General features: G+C 35.5%; 22 protein-coding genes and 2 tRNA genes. 8 read left to right on the top strand and 16 right to left on the bottom strand.

All coding sequences use genetic code 11. The annotated features are described in order from the left end of the window. Nucleotides 1–1,265: 1,265 nt before the first annotated feature. Nucleotides 1,266–2,834, top strand: coding sequence for a hypothetical protein (locus ACHABU_RS09235; protein WP_435764543.1), 1,569 nt, complete (start codon nt 1,266–1,268; stop codon nt 2,832–2,834). Nucleotides 2,835–3,458: 624 nt separating this feature from the next. Beyond that, nucleotides 3,459–3,701, top strand: coding sequence for a hypothetical protein (locus ACHABU_RS09240; protein WP_435764544.1), 243 nt, complete (start codon nt 3,459–3,461; stop codon nt 3,699–3,701). A 51-nt stretch (nt 3,702–3,752) separates the two neighbouring features. Here ACHABU_RS09240 and ACHABU_RS09245 read toward each other — a convergent pair whose 3' ends face one another. The 4 genes from ACHABU_RS09245 to ACHABU_RS09260 are packed head-to-tail and all read right to left on the bottom strand — an operon-like array spanning nt 3,753 to nt 10,467. After that, nucleotides 3,753–4,466 carry a M48 family metallopeptidase gene (locus ACHABU_RS09245; protein ID WP_435764545.1) on the bottom strand — a complete coding sequence of 238 codons (714 nt, stop codon included), beginning with the start codon at nt 4,464–4,466 and terminating at the stop codon, nt 3,753–3,755. A 13-nt stretch (nt 4,467–4,479) separates the two neighbouring features. Next, nucleotides 4,480–7,629, bottom strand: coding sequence for a type I restriction endonuclease subunit R (locus ACHABU_RS09250; RefSeq protein WP_435764546.1), 3,150 nt, complete (start codon nt 7,627–7,629; stop codon nt 4,480–4,482). Between the two features lie 12 nt (nt 7,630–7,641). Then, on the bottom strand, nt 7,642–8,934 hold the full coding sequence (locus ACHABU_RS09255) for a restriction endonuclease subunit S (RefSeq protein ID WP_435764547.1): 1,293 nt from the start codon (nt 8,932–8,934) through the stop codon (nt 7,642–7,644). Nucleotides 8,935–8,949: 15 nt separating this feature from the next. After that, entirely contained in the window at nt 8,950–10,467 is a 1,518-nt protein-coding gene (locus ACHABU_RS09260; protein ID WP_435764548.1) for a type I restriction-modification system subunit M, read from the bottom strand. Between the two features lie 243 nt (nt 10,468–10,710). Between ACHABU_RS09260 and ACHABU_RS09265 the strand changes: the two genes are divergently transcribed. The 3 genes from ACHABU_RS09265 to ACHABU_RS09275 all read left to right on the top strand — a co-directional run bounded on the left by ACHABU_RS09265 (nt 10,711) and on the right by ACHABU_RS09275 (nt 13,653). Beyond that, on the top strand, nt 10,711–10,944 hold the full coding sequence (locus ACHABU_RS09265) for a helix-turn-helix domain-containing protein (RefSeq protein ID WP_435764549.1): 234 nt from the start codon (nt 10,711–10,713) through the stop codon (nt 10,942–10,944). Between the two features lie 191 nt (nt 10,945–11,135). Further along, the gene (locus ACHABU_RS09270) at nt 11,136–12,278 is read left to right on the top strand and encodes a tyrosine-type recombinase/integrase (RefSeq protein ID WP_435764550.1); all 1,143 of its coding nucleotides are present in this window, start codon (nt 11,136–11,138) and stop codon (nt 12,276–12,278) included. 163 nt (nt 12,279–12,441) lie between these two features. Next, nucleotides 12,442–13,653, top strand: a complete 1,212-nt coding sequence (locus ACHABU_RS09275) for a tyrosine-type recombinase/integrase (RefSeq protein ID WP_435764569.1) — start codon at nt 12,442–12,444, stop codon at nt 13,651–13,653. A gap of 82 nt (nt 13,654–13,735) precedes the next feature. Here ACHABU_RS09275 and groL read toward each other — a convergent pair whose 3' ends face one another. Together groL and groES are read right to left on the bottom strand one after the other, a co-directional pair. Beyond that, nucleotides 13,736–15,367 (bottom strand): chaperonin GroEL, encoded by a 1,632-nt coding sequence (groL, locus tag ACHABU_RS09280; RefSeq protein WP_435764551.1) that lies wholly within the window; start codon nt 15,365–15,367, stop codon nt 13,736–13,738. Nucleotides 15,368–15,435: 68 nt separating this feature from the next. Then, complete coding sequence (gene groES / locus ACHABU_RS09285) at nt 15,436–15,720, bottom strand: co-chaperone GroES (RefSeq protein WP_435764552.1); 285 nt, start codon at nt 15,718–15,720, stop codon at nt 15,436–15,438. A gap of 253 nt (nt 15,721–15,973) precedes the next feature. On the opposite strand from groES, the gene ACHABU_RS09290 reads away from it, so the two are divergent. Together ACHABU_RS09290 and ACHABU_RS09295 are read left to right on the top strand one after the other, a co-directional pair. Beyond that, a complete protein-coding gene (locus tag ACHABU_RS09290) occupies nt 15,974–16,678 on the top strand; it encodes a lysostaphin resistance A-like protein (RefSeq protein WP_435764553.1) in 705 nt (234 codons plus the stop codon). Between the two features lie 3 nt (nt 16,679–16,681). Continuing rightward, nucleotides 16,682–16,879 (top strand): YdiK family protein, encoded by a 198-nt coding sequence (locus tag ACHABU_RS09295; protein WP_435764554.1) that lies wholly within the window; start codon nt 16,682–16,684, stop codon nt 16,877–16,879. A gap of 29 nt (nt 16,880–16,908) precedes the next feature. On the opposite strand, the gene ACHABU_RS09300 is transcribed toward ACHABU_RS09295, so the two are convergent. Then, complete coding sequence (locus tag ACHABU_RS09300; protein WP_435764555.1) at nt 16,909–17,898, bottom strand: hypothetical protein; 990 nt, start codon at nt 17,896–17,898, stop codon at nt 16,909–16,911. A gap of 95 nt (nt 17,899–17,993) precedes the next feature. Beyond that, nucleotides 17,994–18,626 (bottom strand): redox-sensing transcriptional repressor Rex, encoded by a 633-nt coding sequence (locus tag ACHABU_RS09305; protein ID WP_435764556.1) that lies wholly within the window; start codon nt 18,624–18,626, stop codon nt 17,994–17,996. A gap of 154 nt (nt 18,627–18,780) precedes the next feature. Here ACHABU_RS09305 and ACHABU_RS09310 point away from each other — a divergent pair, with 154 nt between their 5' ends. After that, nucleotides 18,781–20,706 carry an ABC-F family ATP-binding cassette domain-containing protein gene (locus tag ACHABU_RS09310; protein WP_435764557.1) on the top strand — a complete coding sequence of 642 codons (1,926 nt, stop codon included), beginning with the start codon at nt 18,781–18,783 and terminating at the stop codon, nt 20,704–20,706. Between the two features lie 59 nt (nt 20,707–20,765). Here the strand turns inward: ACHABU_RS09310 and ACHABU_RS09315 are convergent, their stop codons facing one another. The 8 genes from ACHABU_RS09315 to ACHABU_RS09350 all read right to left on the bottom strand — a co-directional run bounded on the left by ACHABU_RS09315 (nt 20,766) and on the right by ACHABU_RS09350 (nt 26,327). Next, nucleotides 20,766–21,938: an FtsW/RodA/SpoVE family cell cycle protein gene (locus ACHABU_RS09315; protein ID WP_435764558.1), complete on the bottom strand. Its 1,173-nt coding sequence runs from the start codon at nt 21,936–21,938 to the stop codon at nt 20,766–20,768. 243 nt (nt 21,939–22,181) lie between these two features. Next, on the bottom strand, nt 22,182–23,192 hold the full coding sequence (tsaD, locus tag ACHABU_RS09320) for a tRNA (adenosine(37)-N6)-threonylcarbamoyltransferase complex transferase subunit TsaD (RefSeq protein ID WP_435764559.1): 1,011 nt from the start codon (nt 23,190–23,192) through the stop codon (nt 22,182–22,184). Beyond that, entirely contained in the window at nt 23,189–23,641 is a 453-nt protein-coding gene (gene rimI / locus ACHABU_RS09325) for a ribosomal protein S18-alanine N-acetyltransferase (protein ID WP_435764570.1), read from the bottom strand. The genes tsaD and rimI overlap by 4 nt, the downstream gene beginning before the upstream one ends. Further along, nucleotides 23,631–24,338 carry a tRNA (adenosine(37)-N6)-threonylcarbamoyltransferase complex dimerization subunit type 1 TsaB gene (gene tsaB / locus ACHABU_RS09330; protein WP_435764560.1) on the bottom strand — a complete coding sequence of 236 codons (708 nt, stop codon included), beginning with the start codon at nt 24,336–24,338 and terminating at the stop codon, nt 23,631–23,633. The genes rimI and tsaB overlap by 11 nt, the downstream gene beginning before the upstream one ends. Before the next feature lie 11 nt (nt 24,339–24,349). Further along, nucleotides 24,350–24,799, bottom strand: a complete 450-nt coding sequence (gene tsaE / locus ACHABU_RS09335; RefSeq protein WP_435764561.1) for a tRNA (adenosine(37)-N6)-threonylcarbamoyltransferase complex ATPase subunit type 1 TsaE — start codon at nt 24,797–24,799, stop codon at nt 24,350–24,352. Between the two features lie 9 nt (nt 24,800–24,808). After that, a complete protein-coding gene (thiL, locus tag ACHABU_RS09340) occupies nt 24,809–25,774 on the bottom strand; it encodes a thiamine-phosphate kinase (protein ID WP_435764562.1) in 966 nt (321 codons plus the stop codon). A gap of 226 nt (nt 25,775–26,000) precedes the next feature. Then, a tRNA-Asp gene (locus ACHABU_RS09345) sits at nt 26,001–26,077 on the bottom strand. Between the two features lie 173 nt (nt 26,078–26,250). Further along, nucleotides 26,251–26,327: transfer RNA gene (locus tag ACHABU_RS09350), tRNA-Met, on the bottom strand. Nucleotides 26,328–26,506: the final 179 nt, after the last annotated feature.

Raw genomic sequence — 26,506 nt, forward strand, 5'->3', positions numbered from 1 at the left:
AATACTCCTAAAATATTTTATGTTATCATGTTCGAGAGTTTTCCAATAATTCCAAGATATACTTTTTTATTTTCCAACGCATTTCTTCTGAGTTATGTATGAATCCACTTAGGGACGATGTATTTAGATGACTTAGACCTCAAACAAATTTATTTCTTGCGTTTTTAATTTTCAACCTATATTTAATTTTAAAACTCCTACCATACAGAATAGTTCTCTATTTAGTTCCAATTCTCCTCCATTTCTTTCTATTGTACCACCGATCTACGTTTTATTGGTACCATATTTATTCTTTACTTAATTTTAAAAAATGGCAAACTCAAAAGGACTAGGACCTCAACAATCTAGCCCGTTTGTTGAAAACCTTCCCCCTAAATAATACTTTTTTACATTAAGACATTCTTTCACAAACGAATCTATTTGTTGCACAGTATTTAGTCTACTACGCAATACAAGATTTACTCCACAATCTGGCCCGTTTGTGGAGGACTGATTTTATTGAAAGTCTAAAATGCTTTTATATCTTTGACTATCCAGAAGGTATGAAGTGGTACACAGTCTGTCATTCATTGGCTGCAATTAACTATCAGTAAAATACAAAATAAGAAACTTTGACAAACAATTTGCCACAAAGTAAAAGGGCTACTCTTGCCTAAGACAGTGCAATTTCGTTAGTCCACCACCATTGACTTAACTTACAGTCAACAGAAAGCATTTTCGCTATGTCTTTTGCTCTATTCCATAAAAGAATAGTTCTATTAGTGGCTCTCTACGCCGCACTTGGTGGCTCTTTTATCCGCATTAGGTGGCTCAAAAGTATGCACTAGCGGCTCATGCTGTCTGCAATATTCATGTCGAGAAAACAAATGTCTTTATTTTAAATATCATCAAGTCTTTCTTCTACAATCCGCCCGTGTACTATTCTTATTGAAAATCAATCAAATTTGTACAATGAGTTAACATTTTTGATTTCAAAACTTTACTATCTATTATAGTTAAATACTATCAATCTAACGTTTAACAAAATAAAATTATATTTGTTCCTTACCCGAAAATATTGTCTTCTCTAAGAGTTTTTGCTATACTTTTATTAGTTAGTATTTAATAAATTAAACAAATCAATTTCATATATGCGAAAAGGGAAAACCCCAAGCGCAAAATTGTTATATGACTGCTAGCAGTTTATAACGATTTGCACTTGGGGTTTTTTTGTCTTTTACAATGATTATGACTATTGATTAATAAATAATAAGGGTGAATCTAAAATGTCCAAACAACAACATACAACGTCAACTAAAACCGCTAAATTATCTCAATCATTGTTCTTTAAGCTAGGTAATGGTGAAATAGACATCTCTGCAAATGCGATTGATTTTATGTTCTATACCATTAACTTCGTAGCAAAGGATGGTCGTATCTACTGTAATATTGAAAAGGTTCGTACCTTTTTATTCATGCAGCAGCAAACGTTAGATCGTGTTATCGATGAATTAAAATCACTTGGTTTCATTTCTGAACAAGAGGGATATCTTTATTCACACTTTCACGTTCTTTCTAATGGAGATAAAGAAGATAAGGGGTATATCCGAAACATTAAAGCTCTTACTTCTGATTACGTTAGATCACTAAACAAAAAGAAAAAGCGCTTTTTATTATATATTATTTCATTCGCTCGAATGGGTGTACCTAAAGCTGTATCAGTTGAAGCTTTATATAATAATATGTACCATAGCGGTGTCAATTATATTGATGGTTATCAAGAGCTTTCAGAGTTCCTTTTTGAGTTCGTACAAAGAGGTTATTTAGTCGTATATATTAATAAGAAACGATTTGATTACACATCTCATAAATTCGAAGAGGCTTTTCATGATTTTTGTAACTTTGATGTAAAAACAGGAAAAAAGCGAATGAGTAAAAAGAAAGAACATAAGATTGCACTTCAAATTCATGAAGATTTACTCAAAAAAGACCAAGTTGTACCTAATAACTCCAGTGAAACAGAATTCAGGTTGTTTGCTGATAAATACAACATCTACCACGAGTTATTACGTGCGGAAACGATCCCTTTCTTCATTAGTGTGCAGAATCAATTATATGACACATTTGGAAAAACTGGATTATATCTATATCGCAATGCTCTAGATTCATATTTTTCTAAAGAAGAAGAAAACGTACTGTATCATGACCTTTTAAAAAATGAAAAAGAGACAAAAGCAGTTAACTATATGATGGATTTCCATTTAATAAAGGACGTCCAAAGTATTATCGTAAAGGCACTTACATCAACTGATGAAAGTGAAGCTGTTGAGATAAGTGGATATGTTATAGATAAAGAAAAAGTGGACAATCTTATTGGTTATTTCGCGGATAAGTCATCTGATAATCAAAAGATATTGTTCCATGCTGAGTTAGAAAACAATAATATCCAAATGGAAGAGTTAATCGGTAGAAATCCTGAACAGAATGAATACTCAAACCATTGGTACTCTTTAAACAACCGAATAACTGAAACCTACGAACGCTTTGATTTCGATATTGATGATGAAATTCTTTCAAATGAACAACAAAAAGAAATCATTCAAAAGTGGGCCTATGATGGATTGCTGGTAAAAGAGGAAGAACTTAAAGAAGCTGTTAATCAATTAAAGAAAAAAGTACAGTTTATTCCTAAATCAAAGATGAAAATTAAGCAACACTACGCAAAAAAGGATATAAACAACGATATGCTCGCTCTGGAAGAATCAATGATGTCTCGTCAGGTTAAAGAACGAGAACAACGTTTAAAGGATAAAGGATTTCTTGATAATTTAAGGGAGCTAAATTTTGATTATTAAACATACTCCCTGACCGCAACTAAAAATATGATTTATCTTTGCAGCTGTCATAATCTTCAAAAAAGGAGGGTCATGCAGCTTATTTGTCATGTTTTCATTTCTCTACAAATAGTAACTTCGTTTTATATATGCTTAGTTAGTAGGTACTTTTATTAATATTGTCATATTTTTTACTCGATTCTAAGGATCGAGTTTTTCTTTATAAATAAATGTAATATTTTTACATAATTATAACCCTTATAATGATAAATAATAATCTTAACCAGTATAATTATTAGGTGATAACCTTGAAATATAGTAGCAAAAGGTACAGAAAAAAGGTATCCGATTAAAAAACATCAAGCAGGTTTTAGGGGTACATATACCACAATGCTTTGGTAGCAAGGGGTTGCAGCTTATTATTAGGTGATTCAAAAAATTGCTAATATGTTTTGTTATTTGCTCTGGTATTTGGTTTTTTTCTTAATTTTGTTTTTAATTTGTAATCTAACTGCTTTGATAAATATAATTCATTATAATAATCTAAGAAACCATTAATGACACTCAATCAACAGAGTCAACTTGTAATAATAATTCAGCTATGCTATATCTAGAATAATTAATTTGTTTTAAGGAGGTTGCGCCTTGCCTACAAACGACGAGTTTGTTCAAATAAAACAGTTATACGATAAAACAATCAGTGATTTAGAACAGGAAGAAAGAACATATAAAGATTTAACAGTAGAAGAGTACAAAGAGGAAGTAAAGTTATTTTGGATGAGAACCGAAATATGGGAAAAAGCGCGTGCTATAGATCTATATTCAGAAAAGAAGTTAGAAAAGGATTTTAAGGAAATTAAAATGAGTGCTAAAGAATTGCTACTATAGCCAACTTGCGCGGAAAAAGAAAAAGGACTCCCAGTGATGAGGAAATCCTAATTATAAATCCATACGCACACCATACTTCTTCAACCACTCTTTTCTACTCTCGTAATCAGGCATTACAGATACCAACATATCCCAAAATGCTTGAGAGTGGTTCATATGATACATGTGACACATTTCATGCACAACAATGTAATCTAAAACATACGATGGGGCCATAGAGCAACGCCAATTAAATAGGAGATCATTGTTTGATGTACAGCTTGCCCATCGTTTTTGTTGCTCCTTCACCTTAATTCCATTAGGTGTTCTTTTAAAGTAATGTTGATAGTAATTTATTTTTTTCGTTACTTTTTCAAGTGTCTTTTGGCGATACCAATTCTCCAGTGCTTGTTTGATCTGTTCTTGATCTCTCGATGGTGTTTCAATATAAAATTTACCTTGAAAAAGTTTTATCAAAGGCTTTTTTACTGTTTCTTCAATATTAATTTGAAGAGAATAGTTTCGGCCTAAATACATAAATGATTCACCGTTTACTATTTCCCTGTTGATTTTTAAATACTCCATTTCCCTAAAAAGAAACATCTTTTGTACAATCCAAGAAGCCTTCTTTTTCACTTTTTGTATGATTATTTCCTCAGAAGTATCTAAGGGAGCAACAACGCATACATTGTTAGGCGGCTCAACACTAATCTCCATCGTCCTTCGTTTTTTAAACTCAACAGAAAACTCAATTGTCTTAGTACCATACTCAATGGAACGAATCATTTTTCTCAACCTCTTATTCCCTTGTTGCAAAGTGCTTTTTCGCTAATTGAAGAAGCGGACCTACAAGCTGTTTTCTAACGTCCATTTTAATTTGCTTAAAATACTTTGTTGTTAACATCATGAAAATAGATCGTTCAATATCAGCTGTTTTCGATGAGTTCGTTGTCCAATCGACCACCCAAGATTCCGCTACAATGTCTGCAACATTATGTGCTATTTCTTTTGATAAATTAATAATTTCCTGACTGATATATAACTCTGAAGACTCTTTCACCTGAGATGTTGACACTTCATCAGGCTCATGTAGATGTTTTTTAATCACTTCAAAAAAAGCATATTCCCTTTTAGACAATCCAAGCCTGTCTGCTTCTTCAGTCTCGCCAGTTTCAACAGTATTGATAAATTCCTCTAATTGTTTCTTTCTTTCCGCCCAACTGTTTCGTGTATCTTCAAGAATTTGTTGAAGCCTTTCAAGCAAGGATGTGTAGTAAACCGGATTATCATCCATTTTTACACTTACCACATGTTTAACAGCATGTTCCATATTTGATGCTATCGCTTCATCTGATTGTAAAGTCTCAAGCTTTGATTGATAATCTTGATCGAAAAGCGTAATCGGTTGTATCCATTGCTTTACTCCAAGTGAAGTTAGATGAGCATTAATTATTTCGCGTACTTTTTCTCCACAGTCCGCTATGTCTAATTTAATATCAGGTTCAAATCTTGCTTTAGCTGCTGCACGAATATAAGAAAGCCAACGTAAATCATTTATATTATTTGTGGTCACATGGCTGGGCATAAGTTGCTCCATCGTTCCAGCAAACCGTTTGTATGCTAATTCAAATTCTGCTCTCTTATCTTCAGGTTCTAATTTCTTTACTAGTTTATCTAAGTTATTCTTTTCAATTCCTGTAAACATACCCATGACAGACTCACGATACGAAAGCATCTGCTTATGGACACCATCTATTGATTCCATCGGTTCTCCAATATCATCCTTATCAAAAACCTTTAATGCTTCTTCAAGTTGATTTGAGATTCCATAGTAATCAACCACATAACCACATTTCTTCTTATCTCCATACGTTCGATTTACACGGGCAATAGCTTGCAGTAGGTTATGTTCTTTTAATGGTCTATCTAAGTACATCACTTGTTCTACTGGAGCATCAAAGCCAGTTAAAAGCATATCTCTCACGATGATAAAGCATAATTTACTTTCTGAAATCGGCTTTGTAAACTGGTTTATGATTTCTTCCTGTTCTGACTTAGTTGTAAAATGCTCTTTTAAATGAGGGGAATCATTGAGATTACCTGAAAAGATAACTTTTGCATCAAGCTCTTCGCCCAAGATATCCTTCATATGTTTCTTCAACGCATTATAGTACTTAACAGCAGCTTCTCTAGAAACACAAACTACTTGTGCTTTAAAACCGTTAGGATAGATAGATTCTTTATAATGATTTAGCATATCCTTAGCAATTTCATCGATTCGCTCATCCGCTTCAACAATTGATTGTTGGTTGGCATACTTTTGTTTTATAGCTTCCTTTTCCTCATCAGAACGATGTTCAAATGCTTCATCAAACAGCTGTTCTAACGTATCTGCCTTTACTTGAAGATCTGGTTTTCGCCCCTCATAGACAATTCCAACTGTTGCTCCATCATCAACCGCTTCTTGTATCCCATATTTATCAATATAAGAACCAAATGTACGAGGGGTTGACTTGTCCTCTTTTTCAACAGGTGTTCCTGTAAACCCTATAAATGCAGCATTTGGCAAAGCATGTCGCATATTACGTGCGAACCCCTTATATTGACTACGGTGTGCCTCATCTGCCATTACGATTACGTTAGATTTAAGCGTTAAGACAGGAAACTCTTTCTCCAAAATTAAAGACGTTTTTTGTGCAGAGTCTTGTAACTCCTCTTGTTCTTCTATTTCACTTTGAAACTTATGGATCGTTGTCATAATAATTTGCGGTTGAGCATTTGAGAGTAACTCTTTCATTTCACTAACTTCATCGGCTCTAACTGGTGTAGTTATCGTTGATAACGTTCTTAGAAAAGTTTGATAGATTTGTTTATCTAAATCAACTCGATCTGTAACAACAACAATCGTAGCATCAGATAATTCTTGCAGTCGACGAATCTTCCTTGCAAGAAAAACCATTGTAAGCGATTTTCCAGAACCTTGTGTGTGCCATATAACCCCACCTCTAGAAACGGTGTCTCGTCCATAAATTAGACGATCAAGAGCCTTATTAACTGCCCTAAATTGTTGATAACGACTAATTTTCTTTATTTTCTTGGAAGAGTTTATATCGACTTCAAATAATAAGAAGTTTTGTAAAATATCTAGAAAATTAGTCTTCTCTAATATTCCCTGTAAAAAGACATTCTGACCATTATTACCTATGTCTTCAATTTGCTCTTTTGTATATGGATATGGATCTTTCCATTCTATATAATGTGTGTACTGAGAACTGATTGTTCCAACATATGCTCGGTATTTATTTAAAATGCCAGTAAAAAAATTGGTATAGAATAGACGTGGAGCGCCTTCAATACTGTTTGATTCTCTCAAATCCATATAACGTCGTAATTGTTCATATGCCGCTTTTTTACCGATATTCTCGTTCTTTCCCTTTTCTAAAAATGGGGACTTACATTCTAAAACAACGACAGGAATCCCATTTATAAAAATAATTAAATCCGGAATAATCTTTTCATCAGGTCCTTGGATAACAAACTGCCTAGTTACTAAGAAATCGTTATTCTTAACATTCTCCCAATCAATAAACTTAACTGTATGGTAATCTTTTTTACCTTTACCATCGAGGTCTTGATCCACTGTAAAATTAAAATGAACAAGTGCATCATAAATACGTTCATTTATTTCAAGTAGGTTTGTTCCAAGTTGCTCAGGTCTAGTTAAAAAGCGAACTACTTTATTTAGGTTTGGTTCATCAATCCACGGATTAAGGCGTTGAATCCCTTTTTTCAATCGCTTAATAAGAATAACTTCGGTTAATGACTCCCGTTCATTGTGTTCAGGTGTTAATTTTTCACCTTGAATAAATTGATAATCAAGCTTGTTCTGAAGATAATCTATGGCGGGTAACTCAACAAGCGTTTCTTCGTTTCCTAAGTACGAACCCATACGAACCCCCCATTATACATTTACACGAATTTGACCAGTAAGAAGCTTTTGCATAAGACCTTTTTTTAATTGTTGTAACTTATCTTTTTCAGACCTATAGTCACTCAATTGTTCATCCACTAAAGATAACGCATCGCATATCTTCCTTTGTTCTTCTAGCGTTGGAATAGGAATTGATAAGTTTCTTATCACTTTTAGAGATAAAAACTTTTGAACCCCACCATTACTAACTTTGGCAAACTGTTTTTTTATTATTTTTGATTGTAATAAATATAAAATAAATTTGTTTATTACTTCTGTGGACTCATGGAATTTTATTAACGCTACATTTTTAATTGAAAAATCAAATGTTTTATATACAATTACCGGATTTCCAATTGTACCAATCATCGCAAATAAAATGTCTCCATCATCAACTTTTGATCTTTTTTCAAACTTTTTATGATCATCTAAAGAGATATAAGATATATCAGAATAATTTATCCCATACTCTTTTAAGTTTTTTGATGTAATAAAAGGTATGCCTTCATTAATATATTTTGGTGAATCATGGGTTCCATCTCTTACATCTGTTATTTTATTGAGACTCTTAATACTCCACTCAATGGGTATTTCTCCAACTTCAGTTTTCTTAAATTCCGTATGTCCAATCCCTTTTGTTAATAAATTTTGTATTAAACCTGTTTTCAGTGCTTTTGTTTTTTCAATAAGTTCATCGTTTTGTTCAATTTGTTCATCAACAGTAGAAAGAATTTTTGCGATTTTTTGTTGTTCATTTATTGTAGGAATTAATATTACTATCTTCCCTATATTACTTTTAGAAATCCCATACACTGAAGTCCCAGTAGCTAATGCTCTAAATTGTTTCCGTACATGATGGGTACTAAAGCAATACCTTTTATAATTAATTTCAAGCTGAGCAGATTTATCCCTAGCTATAATAGTATGTAACCCCGAGACGAAGTTTTCATTCGACATATTTTCTATTACAACACTTTTGCCTATTCCTTTATAATCTTCTGAAGCATCGGCGTAAACAATATCTCCATTTTGTAAAAATACATGGCTTTTTATAGCAGAAGGGTCCTTATCTAATCTTGGCAACCAGCTTTCATCTTCGTCTACATTTAAATAGTTCTTGTTTAAATTGTGAATATCTCCATAATGCAAATATAAAGAACCTTTACTGGATAGATGAGACCTAGAAGCGGAGAACCCACCATAAAAGTCAAACAGATTCCCAATAGGTTTTGAATCCCATTCATCTGGTAATGAATCATAATCGACCTTAAATAAATTTTTCATTAGATAACCCCCCTTCTATATTTCTTCTAAGCCTAGTTCTTTAAGATAACCATTTAATTTTAGCTCTGTATCTTGGTGTCTCACTTTAATTTCTTTAATCTCCTGTAACACCGCATCAACATTCACTACTTCTTCATCTTCAGATATATCAACGTAACGACTAATATTCAAGTTATAATCATTTTCTTTAATCGTGTCTAGATCAACAACAGCTGAGTACTTCTCTTCATCTTCAAACGAATTAAATGATTTAACAATACTGCTTATATCTTCTTCACCTATTTTATTCTTATTACCGTCTTTCACAAAACCTTGACTTGCATCAATAAACAAAACTTTTCCTTTACTCTCAATTGGTTTACTTTTATTGATTATAATTAAAGCTGCTGGAATACTCGTCCCATAAAAAACATTGGAAGGTAGTCCAATAACTGCTTCAATAAGATCATCTTTTAAATAACCTTTACGAATTTTACCTTCTGTCCCTGCACGAAATAACACTCCATGTGGTACAACAGTTCCTAGCTTCCCTCTTTGATTTAAACTTGTAACCATATGAGAGACAAATCCAAGGTCACCATAGGACTTAGGAGGTATTCCATAATTAAAACGGTTATAAGGATCACCTTGCGCTTCTTCTTGTCCCCAGTTACTTAATGAAAATGGAGGATTAGCAAGAATCATATCAAATGTTTTTAAAGCTCCACCTTCCGTATGCATAGGATTACGAATAGTGTCACCTTTTCGAATATCTGCTCCTTTAGCAAAGTGGAATAACATATTCATCTTACATATCGCCCACGTACTAAGATTAATCTCTTGACCAAATAAGGAAACATTTTTTGAATTTCCCCCATGATCTTTTATGTAATGCATCGATTCAATCAGCATACCACCACTGCCAACCGTTGGATCGTATATCCTGTCTCCTTCTTGTGGCTTTAGGATATTTACTAATACTTTCACCACTTCTCTTGGCGTGTAAAATTCTCCACCCTTAGTACCGCCATCGTCTGCAAATTCTTTTATAAGATATTGATAGGCATCTCCAAGTACATCAGGGTTTTCAAGGTTTTCATATGCTAAGTTGTGCTTATCAAACAACAATAAGAGTTGTGATAACTTTTTATCTGGAACACGTTCTTTATCATTATAATTAGCCGTCGTTAAAACACCGATCAATTCCGCATTTTTAGGCTCGTCTTCTAATGATTTAAATGCCTTATCCAATTCTGGCCCAATATTTAGGGTAAGTTTCTTTAAATTGTCCCAACGAGCAGATTCCGGGATAAAAAAGGTCTCATACATTGTTGGTTCTTTTAACAACATTTCTACTTCTTCTGTATCCATTCCTTGTTTTACAAATTCTGATTTCTTCTTTTCTCGTTCAGCTGAAAATTGATCATTCATTCGTTTTAAAAACATTAAACCAAATATGTAATCTTTATAAACAGCAGCATTTAATTCTCCACGTAATATATCTGCAGCATCCCATAGTGTTTTTTCTAATTCTTGTAACGTTAATTTATTCATGTTGTTGCCTCCAGTTCATAACATCTATGTTTACAATATATCACATTTGAAACACCCCATACGACTAAACCGAAATGAACTTGAACCTAAAAAACTTAAAAGAATTTAAATGAATTTACTTAAACCACTTAAAAAGAGAAAAATCCGAGGTTAGAATGTTTTTGAATTTAACCGGTGAATTCAAAACGAAATTACTGTTAACCAAACAAAACATAACAAATACTTTAGGAGGTTCTATTTATTATGGCAGACAAAAAAACATACACCACTTGGGATTCATTACCCGATACTTTGACAGCAGTACACATTTCAAAAATTCTCGGGATTTCCAGAAGAAGAATTTATGAACTATTTAAAATTCATGTAGACCATGGTGGTATTCCAAATTTTGAAATTGGCATTTCTAAAAGAGTAGAAAAGTCTGATCTTATAAACTGGGTTTCAAAGAGAAAAGAAAAAAAACAATCTGTTATTTGATTGATCGCACATTGAACGGTTGGGGGATGACAGTAATTGATTCAGGAGTCTCCCTCATCCTTTTATTAACTAGCTATGACTGAATAAAAATACTAATTATATAGAGAGGTTGTTTAAACATTATGAAAGGACATTATTATAAGAGAGATTGCAAGTGTGATGTAGACAATTGCCCTTGTAGTTGGTCATTTATGATAGATATTGGGCCAGATCCCCAAACAGGGAAAAGACGACAGCGTTCTGGAAGTCGTAAAACAAAGGAAGATGCTGAAGTAGCAGCGGCAGCTCTACTTTCGGATGTAAAGCAAGGCACATACTTTGAAGAATCTGATATTCTATTTAAGGATTTTGCTAACGAGTGGTTACCCATTTATATTGAACGTAATGGGGTGAAGCCCGGCACAATACGTCTAAGGCAATACGGTATCAATAAATTATTGCCCTACTTTGCTCACTTAAAACTAAAAAACATCACAGAAGAAATGTATCAAGAAGCCTTGGATGATCTTAAAGATATAAAAGGCCGAAATCTTGCTAGAAGTACAAAAGAAGGTATTCACATTACCGGAGAAATGATTTTTGAAATGGCTACTAGTAAAAAATTAATCAAAGATGATCCTACTGAAAATGTCTATATAAATAAAGAACAAGAAGTTATTGTGGAGTCAGATGAAGAAGAACAAGAACTACCAAACTTCTTTGAAAAAGAAGAACTCCATAAACTTTTGGATACTGTCTCAGAAAATGGCCTGTATATGGATAACACGATTTTCCTTACACTCGCCTTCACAGGAATCCGGGTAGGTGAATTGGTTGCACTCATGTGGAAAAATATCGATTTTGATACTAACACGATTAGTATTACAAAAACGTATTATAATCCAAAAAGTAACACTACCCAATACCAATTACTTCCACCTAAGACAAAAAAATCTCGACGTAAAATTGTGGTAGATGAAGAGGTAATTGAAGCGTTGAGAAAACATAAGATGAAACAAGAAAAGATCATTGCTCGACTTGGGAATTCTTACGATGATAAGGGATTTATATTTGCTAATGTAAGTAAAGTTCCCGGTTATCCAATACTGATAAAATTAGTTAGAAATAGAATGAAAAGATTGCTAAAGCTTGGTGGATTAAACACAAAACTTACTCCCCACTCGCTTCGCCACACACATACATCTCTTCTTTCCCAAGCTGGAGCGGATATAGATGAGATTATGGATCGATTAGGCCATCAAAATGACGAAGTAACGAGAAAGGTATATCTTCATATAACAGAAAAAAGGAAAAAAGCTACTCGTGATAAATTTGGCAATTTCATGCGTAGTTAATATTGATTAATACACTGAAAGCAAAATGTGATCATTTCGCTTTCAAGTTACATAAAAATCTTTTAAACCTCATTATATCCCTACGAAACGAATTATTACTTCCCAAGTGGGAATAATGGTTATTTGTAACAAAAAATAAATGAAAGTGAGGTTTTTGAATGAAATGAAAGGACATATTTATCGAAGAGGATGCAAGTGCAAAAAGAAAAAATGCCGTTGTGGCTCCAAATGGGCCTTTTTAGTGGATATTGGAATAGATCCAATATCCGGTAAGCGCAAACAGAAAGGAAAAGGCGGTTTTAAAACTAAACAAGAAGCCGAATCAGCTGCTGCAACCCTCATGTATGAGCTAGAACAAGGGATGTATGTAGACGAAACAAATCAAACGTTTAGTGCGTTTGCAAATGAGTGGCTCAACATCTACAAGGATTCAAAGGATGTAAAGCCGGGAACCATTCGTGTCAGACTTCATGAAATTGGCAAGTGGTTACCCTACCTTGCTCAGCTAAAATTGAAAGACATTACTAGGAAGAGATATCAGGATGCTCTGAACGACTTAAAGGACCAAGGGTATTCAGATAGCACAAGAGGGGGAATCAATCGAACAGGAAGGATGATTTTTAGAAAGGCACTAGAATTGGAGCTGATTAAGAAAGACCCTACTGAGTTTGCTTATGTGAAAAAGGATAAGAAAACAGTTGAACAGTTGGAAGAAGAGGAAGTTCCTAAGTATTTAGAAAAAGAACAACTAGCTTTATTTTTAACTACTGCTAGGAATCACGGGTTGGAGCTAGATTATTTAGTCTTTCTTATCCTTTCCTACACAGGAATACGCGTTGGAGAATTGGTCGCCCTCAAGTGGAAGGATGTGGACTTCATAAACCACACAATAAGCATTACCAAAACGTATTACAATCCCAATAATAACACGTTGAATTATCAGTTAGTCACACCAAAAACAAGAAAATCAAGACGGAAAATCATTGTGGATGAAGATGTAATACAAGCTTTAATGGATCATAAAAAAGCTCAAAATAACGTTATCGAGAAGCTTGGAGATGACTACTATAACAACGACTTTATCTTTGCAAAAACCGAACGACAATACGGCTATCCGATTGTCATTAAAACGGTTCAACTTAGAATGGCACGGCTATTAGCCAATGCAGGTCTAAACCAAGACTTAACACCACACTCTTTGCGACATACTCACACGTCACTTCTAGCAGAAGCTGGTGTCTCACTCGAACAAATCATGGACAGGCTTGGTCACTCGGATGATCAAATAACCAAAAATGTGTATCTCCATGTGACACAAGACATGAAAAAAGAAGCTTCCCAAAAGTTCGCTGAACTCATGAGAAGCCTCCATTAAAATACTCCAATGTTAACAAAATGTTAACAAACCACTCTCATCTTACATAAAACCCTTACGTATCAAGGGTTTGGGGGCAATATTACATCATGCCGCCCATTCCACCCATGCCGCCCATATCAGGCATTCCAGGTGCTCCGCCCTCTTCAGGTTTATGAGCTACAACCGCTTCTGTAGTTAATAGCATTGCTGCTACAGATGCTGCGTTTTGTAGTGCAGAACGTGTTACTTTGGTTGGGTCAACGATACCTGCTTCAACCATGTTTACCCATTCGTTAGTTGCTGCGTTGTATCCTATACCAACTTTTTCACTTTTTAGGCGCTCAACGATGATAGATCCTTCTAGACCAGCATTTTGTGCAATTTGACGTACTGGTTCTTCAATTGCACGAAGAACGATTTTCACACCAGTTGCTTCGTCACCTACTAGTTTTAGTTCGTTTACTTTGTTGTAAACGTTGATTAGCGCTGTACCACCACCGGATACGAAGCCTTCTTCTACTGCCGCACGAGTAGAGTTCAATGCATCCTCGATACGTAGTTTGCGTTCTTTCAATTCTGTTTCTGTTGCAGCTCCAACTTTAACTACTGCTACACCACCAGATAATTTAGCAAGACGCTCTTGTAATTTTTCTTTATCGAATTCAGAAGTTGTTTCTTCTGCTTGTGCACGAATTTGTGCAACACGTCCGCTTATTGCTTCAGGGCTTCCAGCACCTTCAACGACAGTCGTGTTTTCTTTTGTTACAACAACTTTAGAAGCACGGCCTAATTGTTCGATTGTTGCAGACTTAAGATCAAATCCAAGATCCTCAGTGATAACCTCTGCACCAGTTAAGATAGCGATGTCTTCAAGCATTGCTTTACGACGGTCACCGAATCCTGGAGCTTTAACAGCTACCGCATTGAATGTTCCACGAAGTTTGTTTACAACTAATGTTGCAAGTGCTTCGCCTTCCACATCTTCAGCAATTAATAGAAGTGGTTTACCTTGTTGTACGACTTGCTCAAGTACTGGTAATACTTCTTGGATGTTACCGATTTTCTTGTCTGTAATTAAGATATATGGATCTTCTAAAACTGCTTCCATTTTATCTTGATCCGTAACCATGTATGGAGAAGAGTATCCACGATCAAATTGCATCCCTTCAACAACTTCTAATTCTGTGTTGAAGCCTTTAGATTCCTCAATTGTTATAACACCATCATTACCAACACGTTCCATCGCTTCAGCAATTAGGCTACCAACTTCATCATCAGATGCAGAGATAGATGCAATTTGTGCGATAGACTCTTTGTTTTGAACTGGTTGTGAAATTGCTTTTAACTCTTCAACAGCAGTTGCAACGGCCTTTTCAATACCACGGCGAATACCGACAGGGTTTGCACCAGCTGTAACGTTTTTCAAACCTTCATGGATCATTGCTTGTGCAAGTACAGTTGCTGTAGTAGTACCATCACCAGCTACATCGTTTGTTTTCGATGCAACTTCAGATACAAGTTGTGCTCCCATATTTTCAAAAGCATCTTCAAGCTCGATTTCTTTAGCAATCGTTACACCATCATTTGTAATTAGTGGTGAACCGAATTTTTTATCTAAAACAACGTTACGCCCTTTTGGTCCTAAAGTTACTTTGACAGCGTTTGCTAATGTATCAACACCGCGAAGCATCGAACCACGTGCATCTTCACTAAATTTTATATCTTTAGCCATAAGAAAATTCCTCCTTTGATAAAATCATGATTAATTTATTTAAATAAGTAGTTAATTTTATGTTTTTATTAGCTAACTACAGCTAAAATGTCATTTTCACGAAGAATTAAGTATTCTGCACCTTGGTGTTTTACTTCGGTACCAGCAAATTTAGAGAAAATAATAACGTCACCTTCAGAAACTTCAAGTGCTACTTTTTCTCCATTTTCAGTTACTCGACCAGTTCCTACTGCAACAACGCGACCTTCTTGCGGCTTTTCCTGTGCCGAATCTGGAAGTACGATTCCGCTTGCAGTTGTTTCTTCTTGTTCAACAAGTTCGATAACAACACGATCTCCTAGTGGTTTAATCATGTAGAATGCCTCCTTAATTCCATATCAATTTTTAGTTTATTAGCACTCTAATACATTGAGTGCTAACTCCTACTCATATAATAATTAATCCATCCGAAAAATGCAAGCAAAGTATGTTTTATTTTTCCATATTTTTAATAATATAAATAAAGAAGATGATTTTAAAGTAAGACATACGATTATAATTCATCATCCAAGTTATGTTAGAATGGGTGATATGTAAATGTAGAAAGTAATTAAAGGAGACATTCATTTGGCTAGAAGATACTGGTACGTAATTCTCACTTATATTATTGTTCAATTTTCAGGCATCCTCGGAGCCCCTTTGCTTTTAAACTTATTTCCGATTTCTGCTTTTGATGCTGTTGTTTATTGGACCATCTTTAGCTTTATTGCTGGTCTTGTAGTAATCCTGTTTATAATGAAACCAGATATGCAAATGCAAAGTGCCCGAAATGCTGCCACTACAGGTACCGTCATTCTTTGGTCTGTGCTTGGTATATTTATGGCTTTATTCGCTCAAGGTATTGCAGCTACAATTGAAATGGAAGTGCTTGGTATAGATCCAGGTTCAGCGAACACGCAACAGATTATGGATATTACCCGTGCCGCTCCATTATTTATGCTAATCCCAGCAATTATTGCACCAATACTGGAAGAATTAATTTTTCGTAAAATCATATTCGGTACTTTTTATAAACGAATGAATTTCTTTTTTGCCGGGCTGCTTTCCGCACTTATCTTCGGATTCATCCATGGTGAACCGCAACACATCTTAATTTATGCTTCGATGGGCTTTGTATTCGCATTTCTATATGTAAAAACGAAGCGGATTCTAGTGCCAATTATCGTTCACGCTGGAATGAATACGATGGTTGTTCTTGCACAGTATTCACTGACTCCAGAGGAAATTCAACATCAACTGGACCAATTACAAACAATTTTCATTGGAGGATAATTAATGGGTAAATCATTATTAATCAAAGCATTCATATACACGCTGATGGGTACGACATTTATTTACATTGCAATTCAAAGTAAAGGGGAAACGCTTTGGAATCCGGTTACGCTTATCTTCGCTGCAGTTGCAGCCATGGATTTCTGGGTAGTCTTTAAACTGCTGACACAATATTTTAAGTCCAAAAATAAAAAGGAGTAGAATGATAATATTCTGCTCCTTTTACTTATTCACTGTATATCTTTTAGCATATCGATCCACGCTTTTTTGTTATCTATCTTTTTTTCCAATGTCGTATACCGTAAAGCAAACAAGTCATTTTCTTTTATGAATACCCTCACAACCTCTTCCTGATCGAACAGTACCTCATCATCAGTTAAAGCGAATTCAATTATCCCTTCCTCTGATGATTGTTCTAATCTGTTGAATTCTAAGCTACCTGTACTCACTTCGGTAAGATTGTTCTCCATTTCAGAAAGGAAATTTTCTATGCCTATGTGATGATTTCCATCTTGATAATAATGAATGGTTAATAATTCCGTTAAATTACTGAAGTCCTCATTAGATGGCAGATACTCTGCAATCGCTTCGCCTTCTGCTTCCTGATAGTTCCCGAGCGTCCACCCACCATCATCAAATGGAGTTTTCAGATTGGTAATGTAATCCGTATATTCCCCTTCCATCGTTACTTCTTCAGATAAGACATCTTCATCAAGTGTAATTACTTCTTCGACTTCTGTCTGATAGATTTTCCAATTCCCATTTTCATTTTTTAATACATGTATCCCTGAAGTTTTATTGTTTTGAAATTCGGATCCTTCCATCTTTATCGTTGTCTGGGTAAAAGAAACCCTTGCCTCTTCTTCCGTCTTTTCTTCTACAGAAAGACCGGAAAGCTCCATATCCAATTGATAAGGAGATAATTGTTTCATTGTATCTACAGTTTGATCATATACAGGTGACTCACTATGTACCGTATTCTTATATTCATTTTGGTTTCCATTTGTAAGTGCATTTACATTATTCTCAATCACTGTAAATAATACCTCGTCTTCAGGGAGATTTTCCTGCAAATCTTCTTCCGTATCTTCCTCCATCTCTGCACGAACGGATTTATCAGACGATTCTTGTATACTTTCATCTTCTGAACATGCTGAAAAGACGAATGAAATAAAAATAAATAAAATAGTGGATATACCAAAGCGCCCCAATTTCTTCATAAAAAATTCTCCCATCTTTCATTAGATAATTAGATATACTCCAATTTGCAAAAAAATAAAGCCATCGAAATAATTACATTTCAATAGCATTATTATTATTTATCAAGTGAATAGTGTTTCAGAAAATATACGAGTGCCTGCAATTCGACAGCCAGATCAATATGATGTACGCGAATCCTTTTAGGGACGGTTATCCTCGCAGGTGTAAAGTTAAGGATTCCAGTTATCCCCTTTTCTACCAGTTTATTGGCAATTGAATCCGCTTCAATAGCTGGTATGGTTAAGATAGCAACTTTAATATGATTCAATTTTTCATCGAGATCGTCGACATGATAAACGGGTATCCCACCAATATCGGTACCTACTTTTTCACGGTCAGCATCGAATGCCATTGTAATGCGGATGTTATTATTTTTCATGAAATTATAATTTAGGAATGCTGTACCAAGGTTACCTACACCAATTAAAGCCACTTCTGTAACTTCGTTTTGGTCCAATGTACTTCTAAAAAAACCTAGTAAGTACTCGACATTGTAACCATAACCCTTTTTGCCTAGTGCACCGAAATAAGAGAAGTCTCTTCTAATTGTAGCAGAATCAACTTTTACTGCTTCACTTAATTCTTTGGATGAAACTCTTTTTTTACCTTGCTGATTTAAGTTATTCAGAAAACGATAGTATAGTGGCAAGCGCTTTGCAGTAGCTTGTGGAATTTTATTTTGGTCCATTAAACGTTCCTCTTTTCGATCCTATAGTAAATGATATAAACGTATCCTATTCCATTTTAACAGAAATCCAGAAAGAAGTCGTGATATTTTTCACAACCTGAGTTGCTTACTTAATTAACTATAAGATACACTATGAAGGATGGGGTGAATATTTATGATATTAATGCAATTAAACGGCCTTTCAAAATCCTTCGGTGCTGAAGAAATTTTATCAAATATTAAACTAGAAATAAAAGATAATGATCGTGTCGCCATTGTAGGAAGAAACGGTGCCGGGAAATCGACATTGCTAAAGATTATGGCTGGTGAATTATCCTATGATGAGGGAGATTTCTTTAAACCTAAAGACCTTACATTCGGCTATCTCTCCCAGCATATGACACTGGAGTCAGGTAAAACCATTTGGGATGAAATGATGGAGGTATTCTCGCATCTAAGGCTTCAGGAAAGCAAGCTTCATTCGTTGGAAAAGGACATGGAAAATGCTTCTAATTTAGCGGGGGAAGACTATGAAAAGTTACTTCAGGATTATGATAAACTTCAGCTGGCTTATCAAACTGGCGGAGGGTACACGTATGAATCAGACATAAAGACTGTTCTGACAGGGTTGAATTTCTTTGATTATGATTTCAATACACCAATCATGGAGCTAAGCGGTGGCCAAAAGACACGACTGGCATTGGGGAAACTCTTACTGCAAAAACCGCAACTGTTGATTTTGGATGAGCCAACGAACCACCTGGATATCGATACGCTTTCCTGGCTGGAAAATTATTTAGTTAACTATCCTGGTGCCATTGTCATCGTTTCGCATGATCGCTATTTTCTAGACAAGACGGTTTCCATTGTTTATGAAATTGCACGGCACAAAACGAGTAAATATCATGGAAGCTATAGTAAGTATTTGGAGAAAAAGGCTTTAAATTACGAACAGGAATTAAAGGAATTTGAAAAGCAGCAAACAGAAATAAAGAAATTGGAGGACTTCGTACAACGAAATATTGTCCGAGCTTCTACTACAAAAAGAGCGCAAAGCCGGAGAAAGCAGCTCGAAAAAATGGATCGACTTGACCGTCCACCTGGAGATGAATCTTCGGCATCCTTTTCCTTTCAGATTGAAAAAAGAAGCGGAAATGACGTTTTAAATATAGATCAACTGCGTCTAAGTTATGAAAATGAACAGGAACCTATTTTCTCCGATATTAAATTACATGTAAATCGTGGCGAACGCATCGCACTCGTAGGTCCAAATGGAGTTGGTAAGACAACTTTATTAAAAGCTATATTAGGTAACCTAAAGTCTGATCGTGGGTCGATCCAAATCGGCACCAATGTCCAAATTGGTTATTATGATCAGGAACAAGCAGAGCTTGACTCATCAAAAAGCCTTCTACAGGAATTATGGGATGATTACCCTACAATTAATGAAAAAGATATTCGAACCATTCTCGGGAATTTTCTATTTTCTGGTGAAGATGTCCTTAAACCGGTTCACACATTAAGTGGTGGAGAAAAGGCCCGACTTGCTCTCGCAAAATTAAAAATGCAAAAAGCGAATCTGCTTATTTTGGATGAACCAACAAACCATTTGGATATTGATAGCAAAGAGGTTCTTGAAGCTGCTCTTAATGATTTTCCCGGAACCATTATATTCGTCTCGCATGATCGCTATTTCATCAATAAAATTGCCGATCAGGTTGCTGAAATGCAACGAAACGGCATTTCAATGTATCTTGGAGACTATGACTACTACTTGGAAAAAAAGGAAGAAGAAGCAGAATTAAAACGACTTCAGCAGGAAAAGGAAATTGGGCCAGCAGCCGAAAATAAAAAGCTGAGTTTTAAAGAAGGAAAGCAACAGCAAAGTGAAAAACGGAAAACAGAGCGTCGGATTGCTGACCTTGAGGAAATGATTGAGCGTTTGGAATTGGAAATTTCCGAAATGGAAGAGGAAATGACAAAACCTGAAATATATCAGGACCATGAAAAATCATTGGAACTTACCCAGAAAGTAAGCAGCACAAAACAAGAAGCTGAGCATTTAATGGAAGAATGGACTTCTCTTCAAGAGAACCTCTAAAACGATGAAACAGTTAAAAATAGAAAAACAGCAGTATCTTAAATGATACTGCTGTTTTTCTATTTAAATAAATAATCGTTTTGAATGGTGTTCTCTACTGCCACCCGATACACAATACCTAACCCGATCATTGTGGATAAGATGGAACTCCCTCCATAGCTGATTAATAACAATGGAATCCCGGTAATCGGCATAACCCCCAAGGTCATTCCAATATTTTGAAAAACGTGGATTAATAGAAGACTCAAAAATCCAAAACAAAAATACGTACCAAATGACGAATACTTAAATATGCTCAGCCCTAATGTGACAAGCTTATACAAAAGCATAAAGTACAAAAATATAACAATGGCACTTCCAATGAAGCCGAAGCTCTCCCCAATTACAGAGAATATAAAATCCGTATGTGCCTCGGGGTAATTAACTTCAAGACTTCCCATTCCTTTGCCAAATAACTGTCCAGAACCCAGTGCCATATATGCGCGGTCAAAATGGTATGTTGCGTCACTGGACTGTTGCGTTGGATCAAACCAAGTCAGAATACGATTAACCTGGTATTGACGAATTCCGAGAACTTCCTGTGCCAGTACTGGAAATTTTATAACAAAACCAATCACTGCAGCAGACACCGTAGAAATGACAACGATTAAGCTCGTAATTATTTTCCAGTTAATGCCGGATAATATAATCATCATACCCGCAATGAACAGATATACCATTGCTGTTCCAAAGTCGGGTTGCAGCAGAATCAAGGATACAGGTACAGCAGTAAGAATAAGTATTTTAACTAATAAATAGGCATCACTTTTAAGGTTGCTTACTTCAAACTTTGATTTATGCTTACTGATCACAGCAGCCATAAATAAAATAGTCGTTATTTTAGTAAACTCTGCTGGTTGCAATGACAATCCCGGCAAAGTAAACCAGCTTTTTGCCCCATTGATAGTCCTTGCTATTGATTCAGGACTTATCAACAATACGATAAGTACCAAAATGCTCGTTCCATATATATACACACTTGCTTTATAGAGTTGTTCCAAGTCAAGAAATTGGATAGCTGCTACGATAAAAGCTCCAGCAGTGAACCATAAAATCTGCTTTAGAACAAAGTTTTCACCTTCATACTGTTCCAGCTGCTGTGCATTAAAAATGGCAAGCAAACTAACACAGACGAACAAAGTAAATAAAAATATTAAATCCGTTTGCATATAATACGATTGTTTTTTATTCATTACAGCATCACCCAAATTTCTTTCCTGTTCATTCCATTGCTTTTTTACAGATACGTCGTGGATAAATCAGAGATATCCACAGCCTTTTCATCAATTAATTAGCTATACTTAAGGTTATTAACAAACTTATACACATTATCCACAGGGTTACATCATTTTATCAACAACTTTTACCCACAATGAAAATCTATATTTTACAGTTATCCTAGTAAAATATCCACACCCCTGTGTATAACCTGTGGATTACTTTAATAGTAACGATGCATTTGCATTCAGATCTAGCCCTGAACGTCTTCCTTGGTCATAGGCAATTGTTCCAGCAGCAGCGATCATGGCAGCATTATCTGTACAGAGCTTGAAATCTGGAATTAGTAAGGGTATTTCTGTTTTACTAAATGCGAAATTCAATTCTTCTCTTAAGCCTTTATTTGCTGCCACTCCACCAGCTACGATCACCTGTTTCACATTATATTCTTTCGCAGCTTTTACTGTTTTGGCAGTTAAGACTTCTACAACACTAGCCTGGAAGCTTGCAGCGATATCTTCATTTTTCAGCGTCTCTCCACGTTGCTTCGCATTGTGAATTTTATTAATCACAGCTGATTTTAATCCACTGAAACTAAAGTCATAACTGTCGTTTTCAAGCCAAGCTCTTGGGAATTCAATTGTTTCTTTCCCAATTGCAGCCAATCGGTCAATATGCGGGCCGCCCGGATAAGGTAAATGAAGCATTCTGGCTACTTTATCATAAGCTTCTCCAGCTGCATCATCACGCGTTTCTCCAATTAGCTCATATAATCCATGTTCTTTCATTAAAACCAACTCCGTATGCCCACCTGACACAATCAGAGCCAACAACGGAAACTGAAATTCCTTTTCCAATCGATTGGCATAAATATGGCCAGCAATATGATGCACGCCCACTAAAGGCTTCTGTTTGGCAAATGCAAGTGCTTTGGCTGCATTTACGCCTACAAGTAATGCTCCAACAAGACCAGGTCCTTCTGTCACTGCAATCGCGTCAATTTCATCCCATGTCACCTGTGCGTCCTGAAAAGCTTCTTCAAGTATAAGCGTAATTTGCTCCACATGATGTCTGGATGCAATTTCAGGTACTACCCCGCCAAATCGTTTATGACTTTCAATTTGGGAAGCTACAACATTTGTAATAATCTCTGTTCCATTTTTTACAATGGCTACAGCAGTTTCATCACAGCTTGTTTCTATTCCTAATATTAATCTATTTGTTTTCATATTAAATTCACCCACATAACGATAGCATCTTCCCCATTGTCTGTATAGTAATTTTTGCGAATTCCACCCGCTACAAGACCAAACTTTTTATACAACCCCTGAGCAGGACTATTGGACTCCCGAACTTCCAGAGAAAGCCGTTTTACTCCCATTTTCACTGCGTACTGTACGGTATAGCCAAAAAGCTTTTCACCAAGTTTATTCCCACGGTAATCTGGCAGGATAGCTACATTCGTAATTTGAGCATCATCAATCACAATCCAAATTCCTATATAACCAACAATCTTATCATCCAGCTCCATAACAAAATAATGCGCATGCTTATTATCAATCAATTCCTGATAGAAAATATCTGTTGTCCATGGAGTCCGAAATGATACACGTTCCACATCCAATACTTGATTTACATCGAAAACTAACATCTTCCTTATCGTAACTTTAGCCATGATTTTTATTTCCCTTTTGTTGTCTCAACCAATTTGATTCTGCTTCAGCCAGACGCAAGTAGTTAGGTGTTAACGTATGTGTGGAATCCGCTTCTTTGGTTATACCAGCCAATCCTAAATGACCTGCTTGAGGTATATGGTATGGACCTTCAGGTATAACGGCAAGTTCTCCAAGGGATTGCTGAATTCCTTCTTTATAAATAGAAATGTCAGGACTTAAAAAAAGAACACTTTTCTTTTTTATCCCAAGCTCTTTCAACACATCATCCATTAATAGATTCTTTTCTTCCAGGACGTTCACAAGTTTATGATCGATCCACTGATATAAACCTGTAAATACAAGCCCTCTTCGTGCATCAAAAAAAGGACAGATATAATCACTAAAGAACCGTCCCTGATAAGCGAGTACTTCCAGGCTCGATACACCTACGACCGGGATATTTAATGCCCATGCCATTGTTTTAGCTGTTGAGATGCCAATTCGTACTCCTGTATAAGACCCAGGCCCTTTTGCAACCACAATTCTATCCAGTTGGTCAGGTTTTAGGGCCACCTCATTCATCAAATTTTCAATTGCAGGCATTAATCTTACGGAATGATTTTTTGTGAGATTTGTCATTACTTCTCCAACGATCTGGTCATCTTTCAGTATAGACACACCAAGTACCTGATTCGAAGTATCTATTGCAAGTATATTCATTCAAATTGCTCCTAACTCATCAATTCATTTACAACCCATTTAAAGTGAGTACCAGTTGGTGTAAATTCCAGTTCTCTCTTATGTTCATCAATATAGCTGATTTTAATATTTAAACGTTCATCGGGTAAAAACTCCTCAATAAACTGTGCCCATTCTACAACACTAATGCCATTTCCATCGAAATACTCATCAAAACCGATATCTTCTTCAGAATTCTCAAGCCTGTAAACATCCATATGATATAAAGGAAGCTCACCCTCATATTCTTTTATGATCGTAAAAGTAGGACTGCTTATATTTCGTTTCACACCGAGTCCCCTTGCCAGTCCTTTTGTAAATGTTGTTTTACCAGAGCCTAATTCACCCTCTAGTGTAATCACGTCACCAGGCTTAAGCAACAAGGCAAGTTCTCCTGCTAGTGAAGTTGTTTCCCGCTCTGTATTTGTCTTTATTTTCGTCATTTAATCCACCTACTTTAAGTGTGTGTAACCTTTTTTCTCTAAAATGATATCCTTGTTATGATTTTGTTTCAAAAATACACGACCAACAGGATCTGCTGCAGAAACATAACCAATTTCAGAAACCATTGTATTCGTCAGTTCTGCAATTCGCTTTACTTCATTCCATTCTTCTTTTGATACGGTGCCCATCAATTCAAAATCTTCTCCACCGTATAATTTCCATTTATACTGCAAATCTAATGAGAATTGATTAAAATTAGTACTGGTAGGAAGTAATTCATCTACTAATGTTATTGTAACACGCGAAGCTTCAGCAATCTCATTGGCTTCACTTGCAATTCCATCACTGATATCATTTAATGCTAATCTAGTTATGTTATTTAATTTGCTTGAGAACTCAACGCGAGGCGATGGCATGCGATGTTTATTTACAAAATAAGCAGGTTCAATGTAATTATCGCGATTTGTCAATACATGAAATCCTGCCTGTGAATCACCTAATGTCCCAGTAACAAAAACGATATCGCCTTGAATAGAATCGCTTCTGAAACGTGATTTATCCTTCATTGTATACCCCATCACTGTGATGGAAATAGATAGTTCTTTACCTGAAACTGTATCTCCACCGATTAAATCCATTTTATATTGCTCTGCTAATTGTTTCATCCCATCAAAGATTTGAACAAGTTCCTCCTGCTCCCATTCTTTAGGAATTACAATGGAAACAAGATAAAAAGCAGGTACAGCTCCCATCGCAGCCAAATCGCTAATATTGGCTGCAAGTGCTCGATATCCAACATGAAAAGAATTCATTGTTTCTTTAGAAAAATGGACATTTTCTACAAACGTATCTACTGCTGTAACAATATCCATTGAAGTTCTGAAAACCGCCGCATCATCACCTATACCTTTGATTAACGATGACTGACTATACGTTTTCTGTTTTATTGAGTCTATAAAGGAAAATTCATCCATCAATTATCACCATTCTTTTTATTAACTACAACTATGATAGCAAAAACATAAAGAAAAAGGAAAAATAATAAAGGAATCGAAGAAATTAGAGGAATTTTCGTATGTATTAAAGGAGGGATAAATATATATTTTAAAAAAATATGTATGGTAAAGAAGCTTAAAAACTAAAAAACACACGTTTCGTTTAACGAAATCATGTGTACAATCATCTATTATAGTATAAAAATGGCGGTCCGGACGGGACTCGAACCCGCGACCTCCTGCGTGACAGGCAGGCATTCTAACCAACTGAACTACCGGACCAAATTTACAAATGCGATCAACATCCAGTACTTCATTTTTAATCTGGATAAAATCTATTTTGTGATTCTCAATTACTTCATGTAGATAATTAAAATAATTTTGTTGCACTCTTCAAGTACTACTGATTTTCAATTAACAAAGAAGTCTATTCTACGTAGTTAATTGAGATAAATTGGTTGCGGGGGCAGGATTTGAACCTGCGACCTTTGGGTTATGAGCCCAACGAGCTACCGGACTGCTCCACCCCGCGATATAAGGGAATATGCTAAATTGTTCCATGATGTTCATCTTGCTTAATAGCGACTGCTCGTCGTGTTGCAAGACCATTCGGAGTTGTTGCACTCCTCGCAAAACCTACAATGAAGTTTCTCAAGATGTTTACGGTTTTGCTCCACCCCGCGATGTGAGTGATATATATTAAAACTTACA

It is taken from the genome of Oceanobacillus sp. CF4.6, from assembly GCF_051262635.1.
In the GTDB taxonomy this organism is placed as follows: Bacteria; Bacillota; Bacilli; order Bacillales; family Amphibacillaceae; genus Oceanobacillus.